This is a genomic window from Elstera litoralis, assembly GCF_000963705.1.
In the GTDB taxonomy this organism is placed as follows: Bacteria; Pseudomonadota; Alphaproteobacteria; order Elsterales; family Elsteraceae; genus Elstera; species Elstera litoralis.
The window spans coordinates 1-5,553 of the sequence record NZ_LAJY01000356.1; the positions used below are offsets into that span (position 1 = coordinate 1).

Annotated in this window: 6 protein-coding genes, 1 tRNA gene and 1 pseudogene; 6 read left to right on the forward strand and 2 right to left on the reverse strand. The window is 59.5% G+C overall.

Annotation, left to right across the window (positions count from 1 at the left end):
• Positions 1-276, reverse strand: a pseudogene (locus tag VZ95_RS13500) (3-phosphoshikimate 1-carboxyvinyltransferase); the annotation flags it as partial.
• A gap of 202 nt (positions 277-478) precedes the next feature.
• Between VZ95_RS13500 and VZ95_RS13505 the strand changes: the two are divergent.
• Positions 479-853: a TIGR02300 family protein gene (locus VZ95_RS13505; RefSeq protein WP_045776313.1), complete on the forward strand. Its 375-nt coding sequence runs from the start codon at positions 479-481 to the stop codon at positions 851-853.
• Positions 854-925: 72 nt separating this feature from the next.
• Here VZ95_RS13505 and VZ95_RS13510 read toward each other — a convergent pair whose 3' ends face one another.
• Entirely contained in the window at positions 926-1,516 is a 591-nt protein-coding gene (locus tag VZ95_RS13510) for a substrate-binding periplasmic protein (RefSeq protein ID WP_232302661.1), read from the reverse strand.
• 396 nt (positions 1,517-1,912) lie between these two features.
• Here VZ95_RS13510 and VZ95_RS13515 point away from each other — a divergent pair.
• The 5 genes from VZ95_RS13515 to VZ95_RS25670 all read left to right on the forward strand — a co-directional run.
• Positions 1,913-1,988 (forward strand) — tRNA-Ala (locus VZ95_RS13515).
• Positions 1,989-2,472: 484 nt separating this feature from the next.
• Positions 2,473-2,940: a cupin domain-containing protein gene (locus VZ95_RS13520; RefSeq protein WP_045776314.1), complete on the forward strand. Its 468-nt coding sequence runs from the start codon at positions 2,473-2,475 to the stop codon at positions 2,938-2,940.
• Positions 2,941-2,942: 2 nt separating this feature from the next.
• A complete protein-coding gene (locus VZ95_RS13525) occupies positions 2,943-3,404 on the forward strand; it encodes a nuclear transport factor 2 family protein (protein WP_045776315.1) in 462 nt (153 codons plus the stop codon).
• Between the two features lie 11 nt (positions 3,405-3,415).
• Positions 3,416-4,945 carry a cyclic nucleotide-binding domain-containing protein gene (locus tag VZ95_RS13530; RefSeq protein ID WP_045776316.1) on the forward strand — a complete coding sequence of 510 codons (1,530 nt, stop codon included), beginning with the start codon at positions 3,416-3,418 and terminating at the stop codon, positions 4,943-4,945.
• Between the two features lie 67 nt (positions 4,946-5,012).
• Positions 5,013-5,553 (forward strand): LysR family transcriptional regulator (locus VZ95_RS25670; protein ID WP_198148295.1); only part of this gene is annotated, 541 nt, incomplete at its 3' end.

Below are 5,553 nucleotides of genomic sequence, written 5' to 3' on the forward strand. Positions count from 1 at the left end.
CCAGCGGCGCATCGGGCTCGGTGAGGCCGCCGACGCCGACGCCGGTAACGCGCCACGCCCAACCCCGTCGCGCGTTACGGTCGCGCCCATCGCGCGCATCGCGGCGGCGGTCGCCAGCACGTCTTCGCCTTCCAGCAGGCCGGTAATGCGCGTCTCGCCAATAGCCAGCCCGCCGAACATCAGCGCACGGTGGGAGATCGACTTATCCCCCGGAACCCGAACCGTTCCAGAAAGCGGCCCGGCACGGCGGGAAAGAAGCGGACGCGGCGCATGCATGTGGCATAATCCCATTGGAGCGAAAACCTGCCGCAGGGCGTACCCCAAATTCCGCCCGCCCTCAAGCATCCGCCGTGCTAAAATGCCGGAAGCATCGGCTTGTCACGCCTGCTATTTACGTTCAGGTGATTGACAAGCGCCGATGCCCCTGGCATGCACGCCCGAGACCGTTTGATCCCTAAGCCTTAAGGAAGAAGCTGACATGGCGAAACCCGAATGGGGCGCAAAGCGCATTTGCCATTCTTGCGGCGCACCTTTTTACGATATGTGCCGTGATCCCATCGTGTGCCCGAAGTGCGGCACCACTTACGATCCCGAAGCGATTCTAAAATCGCGCCGGTCGCGCGCGCCGCTGCCCGACGATAAGCCCGTCAAAGCCGCCGTCGTTGCCGCCGTGGTCGATGAAGCCGATCTGGCCGATGTCGCCGATCTGCCCGATGTCGAGGCCGATCTGGTCGAAGAAGACGCGGTTGCCGACGAAGACGATGATCTGATGGAAGATACGTCCGACCTTGGCGAGGACGAAGACGATATGGCCGAAGTGATCGAAAACATCGGCGAGGATGACGAGCGCTAATCGGCGCTGAGATCCTTCGATAAAAAGGCCCGGCAGAAATGCCGGGCCTTTTCTTTTACAAGCGGACGCGCTCTAGCGCGCCATCGCGAAATATTTCTGCTGCAAGCCTTTGATATCGACCTTGGCCAAACCTTCCGCAAAAATCGCCGCCAGCTTTTTGCCGTAAGGGGTTTGATTGAAGGCGACGTGCAGGGTTTTATCTTCGAGCGGCAGGGCGAAGACCACGTCGTTCTTCACGTCGGCCAGGCGCGGATCGGTCTTCAGGATATGGGCAAACACATATTGATCGATTTCCGCCGCATCGATCCGCCCGGCGGCGAGCTTGCGGATATTGGTATTATCGTCGGCCACCCCTTCGGGCTTCAGCCCAGCGGCAATCGCCGCCGCGACGGGAACCGCGTTCACATAACCGGACACCACCCCCAGTTTCAACGCGCGAAGGGCGTCCGCCGTGGGCTGCGGCACGGGCGCCCCCTTGCGCAGGATAAGGCCGAGCGGCCCCGTGCCGATGCTGGGCGACAGCGTAAAGCCCTCAAGCTCCGCCGGATATTCGGGGAAATAGCCCGCGACTTCGGAAGACTCCTTAGCCGTCGCGACCGCCCGCTGCCACGGCAGAAACTCGATCTCCGCCTTATAGCCCATCGCCTTGAATGCTTCGCGCACGATAACGCTGCTAAAGCCGCCATCGGGCGAGGTCACGCAGGTATAGGGACACCAATCCAAAGTTGTTAATTTAACCGTTTGTTCCGCCCACGCGGGCACAGAGACGATGCCCATTAGAAAAATGGCAAAGGTACCTGCTTCATGGCGCATCTCCACAGAAGAAGAAAAAGGAATACCTCGAACTGCCCCCAGAATGACGCGATAGCATGACAGAATTGTTGCCAATTTCTCACAGAACCCCACGACCGCGCCAGCGCGCCGCAACCGCTTTCCGCTCATCCGTTCAGCGCTGCTAAAAAACTGTCATTTTTTCCTTGCGGGGAAAGGGCGCATGTTTTAGAAACCCGCTCACGCCAGACGGTGCCGGAAACGGCCCCCTCGGCACCCAGAAGTTTCGGGGCTATAGCTCAGCTGGGAGAGCGCTACAATGGCATTGTAGAGGTCAGCGGTTCGATCCCGCTTAGCTCCACCAAACAAATCAAGGGGTTAGCAGCATAAAGCGGCTAACCCCTTTTTGCTGTGTCACCACCATGTCACCACGCGAAGGAAAATCGTGGAATAGCTGGGGTGATCGGAGCGCAGGGGAGGAAAGGGCACTTAGCGGCCTACGCGCCTCGAACGACCAGTTTGGGTATTGGAGAATTCCCCACACTTCCAGAACTCGCTTTGGCTGGTGCAGGCCCGTCATGCTGTAGCTGAAACGGCTTCACTCCGATCCACTGAGAACCGGTTAAACTAGCACTTGGCACTAACAAATTAGCATTTTAAGCCCGTCCTCTTAAGGGATCGGACTCTACTTCAAATTGGAGGAAATTTCCCAAGGCAGGTCAGGAGGCGCATAACCGCGCGTTATGAGAGTCCCAGCGAGTCGCCATTTCCCGGCAGGGGGGCGACACCTCTATTCTTGGGCTTGCGCGGGGTCTAACCCGCACCCATTCCTTTTTAGGAGAGAGATTATGCGCCTCCCCCTCACCACGCTCGGACTTGCCGCACTTCTTTTAGCAGCGCCCAGCGCTTTTGCCGGAACCTGCCCGAAAGACAAAACTCTGACGGTCGCCCGCGATATTCCTTTGCGCGACTCCGTTAGCGTAAAGCGACAAACCCTTGCGATTGTCGATATTACCGGCTGGCGCGGAACGTCCGATCTTCGTCTTCGCACGCGCAAGCTGACCGTCGGCAAAGGCGGTATTGTGCCGACGCACGAGCATCATGATCGCCCGTCGATCGTTTATGTTCTGTCGGGTGAGATTTACGAACATAGCGCCTTCTGCTCGGTGCCCATTTTGCATAAAACCGGTGAGTGGACGCCGGAGTTCGGCCCCGGTCACGCCCATTGGTGGGAAAATAAATCGGGCAAAACCGTTGTGCTGCTGTCGTCGGACGTGGTGCCGCCGGAAGGCCTCGATAAGCCCGAGGACATGTAGAAATGCGCGGGCTGAAACTGCTGTGCGTTCTGGGATTGGGGCTATTGGGGTTTTTGGGGGCGGCGGCGCAAGCCGCCGAGCCCGATATTCCAACAACATACCGTGCGTTTGTAGCGGCGCAGAATAGCCGCGACATAGACCGGATTCGCCCGTTTCTCCAGAATCGGCCAGACTTTCTGTGGGTCAGCGACGGGTATAGCTACTGGGGCACCCAAGCGGTTCTGGACCGGATGGCCCGGTTTCAAACGGCGGCCCTTTGGCGGGCAGAGCCCGATATGGCGCAGGCAAAACTAGTGCCGCTGGGGGCAGATAGCGCATACTTGCACCTGCCTTTAAAGCTGACTTTCGGCAGTGAGGCCGCCCCGGCACACTATAATTTTCTCGTCTCGATTCTTTGGGTTCGGGCTGAGGGAAGTTGGAAGATTGCAGCCTTACTAACGACGCTTGCCCACGCTACCCCTTAAGGAGTCTTCCCATGTCCGCCGAAACGCTCATTGGCTTCGCCGGTTTCGGGCTGATGGCCGTATCAGCGCTCGCCGCCCTGCTCTTCCTCGTGGCATGGCGGCACAAGCGGCGCGGCTTTGAAGCGGGCGCGAGCCTGCTCGTGCTGGGCCTGACCCTGCGCGCGATGGTCGATCGCGTTCTTCCGGCCCTCGGCGTGCCCATGACAGAACGGGACTGGGCGGCCGATGGTTTGGAGATCCTGCTGTGGGGCCTTGGGGCCTTTACGCTCAACGCGGCGCTGCGCCAGTTCATCTGGTTCGGCTCGTTGCGCGAGGGCGACCATTCCCGCGCGCCGCAAATTCTGATCGGGCTTACGGGGCTTGGTCTTTATATCTGCGCCATCTTGGGCGTCGCCACGCGAATTTTAGGGCTCGACGTTACTGCCGTTGCGGCGACCTCGGGGGTTTTGGCCATTGTGCTCGGCTATTCCGCCCAACCCACCTTGTCGGAAGTTTTCGCCGGAATCGCCCTCAGCCTGTCGCGCCCGTTTAAAAGCGGCGATAGCATCCAGATCGACGGCATGTGGGGCGTGGTTGTGGACTCGGGCTGGCGGGCGGTGACGCTTCGCACCTACGAAGGCACTTTAGTCACCCTGCCAAACACAAAAGTTGCCACCAATCGGCTGACCAACCTTGATCAGCCGAATCATCAACTGCGCCACCATCTACCGTTCACGGTGGATATTGACTGTCCACCCGCCCAGGTCCAGCAGGTCGCCCTGTCCGTTCTCCACGGCTTGCCGCATGTGCTGACCGAGCCGAAACCGATGGTTTTGTTTAAAAACGTTACCGAGCACGGGTGCTTGTTCGAGGCGATCTTTTGGCACGACGATCCCAATCTCTACATTCTGCGCCGGGATGAAGTGGGGAGCGCGCTGTGGTACGGGTTTCGCCGCGCCAAGATTCCCTTCGCGATCAACCGTCGCTTTCAAACCCTGGAACCGGGCGTTACACCCGTTGTTCCCCAGCTCAGCGATGGGGTGCATCCCCAAGATGTTCGCCGACTGCTGGCTGAGGCACCCTTATATCGATGCTTTCCAGAAGAAGCGCGCGCTGCCCTGGCCGCCGCGTCCCGCCCGCTTCTCTTTGGGCCGCAGGAGCGCATTATTCGGCAGGGCGAAGCCGGATCATCGATGTTTCTCATTCTTTCCGGCAGCGTTACCGTTTTGGCTGAGCAGGACGGTGAAGAGCAGACCCTTTATGCGCTTTCCGTGGGCGATACTTTTGGGCATATGTCGTTGATGACCGGCGCACCGCGGCTCGCCAGTGTGCGCGCCGACGGTCATCTGGTGCTGGCCGAGCTTACCAAAGCGGACGTTGCGCCCTTGCTTGAGGCGCACCCCACCGTCATCGACGCCATCGCGGATGAGATTCGCCGCCTTGAGACCAGTCGCGACGCCCTCAGCGAAGCCCAGGTAAACCGCGGCCTGACGAGCCCAATGCCTGCGGGGTTTCTCGATCATCTCGCCGACCGCATTCGCCATTTTTTACCGCTAACGTAACAGGTCACGCCAAGCCTACGAATAGAGTAGACTGGTGCGACATTGTTAAAAGGCGGGTTTTGGTATTATGCAGCTCAATCAGGTTCGATATTTCGTCGAAGCCGCCCGGCTCCTGAATTTCACCAAAGCTGCCGATGTTTGCTGTGTAACCCAGCCCGCCCTGACAAAAGGCATTAAAGGTCTTGAGGATGAATTGGGCGGGGCGCTGTTTCACCGTGTCCCCAAACTCGCGCTAACCGATCTGGGGCGGTCGGTTTTGCCGTTTATCGAGCAAACCTACGAGGCCGCCCGCGCGGTGCAGCGGCAAGCCCGCAGCTATCGTTCGGGCGAAACCAACCCAATTGCCATCGGCTGTGATCCCAGTGTCCCCAACCGGACCTTGCAGCCTATCCTTGCGGAACTCAGTCGCGTTTTTACCGGCATCGCGCTCAGACTCGATACCGCCGAAGAAGGCGTGGCGCTCGACGCGCTGCTAGACGGGGTTCTGGATATTCTCGTTCGCCCCTGCGACGGAGCCAGCGATAAACAGCCTCTTCATCACCTCCATCTTGTCACCGAACCGCTCGTGCTGGTGTGCGGAACCGATCATCAGTTCGCAGGATCGGGCG

What these genes read in the sequence shown, in the direction of transcription:
- VZ95_RS13505 (WP_045776313.1), top strand. Translation starts at nt 479, where the DNA reads ATGGCGAAACCCGAATGGGGCGCAAAGCGCATTTGCCATTCTTGCGGC.
- VZ95_RS13520 (WP_045776314.1), top strand. Translation starts at nt 2,473, where the DNA reads ATGCGCCTCCCCCTCACCACGCTCGGACTTGCCGCACTTCTTTTAGCA.
- VZ95_RS13525 (WP_045776315.1), top strand. Translation starts at nt 2,943, where the DNA reads ATGCGCGGGCTGAAACTGCTGTGCGTTCTGGGATTGGGGCTATTGGGG.
- VZ95_RS13530 (WP_045776316.1), top strand. Translation starts at nt 3,416, where the DNA reads ATGTCCGCCGAAACGCTCATTGGCTTCGCCGGTTTCGGGCTGATGGCC.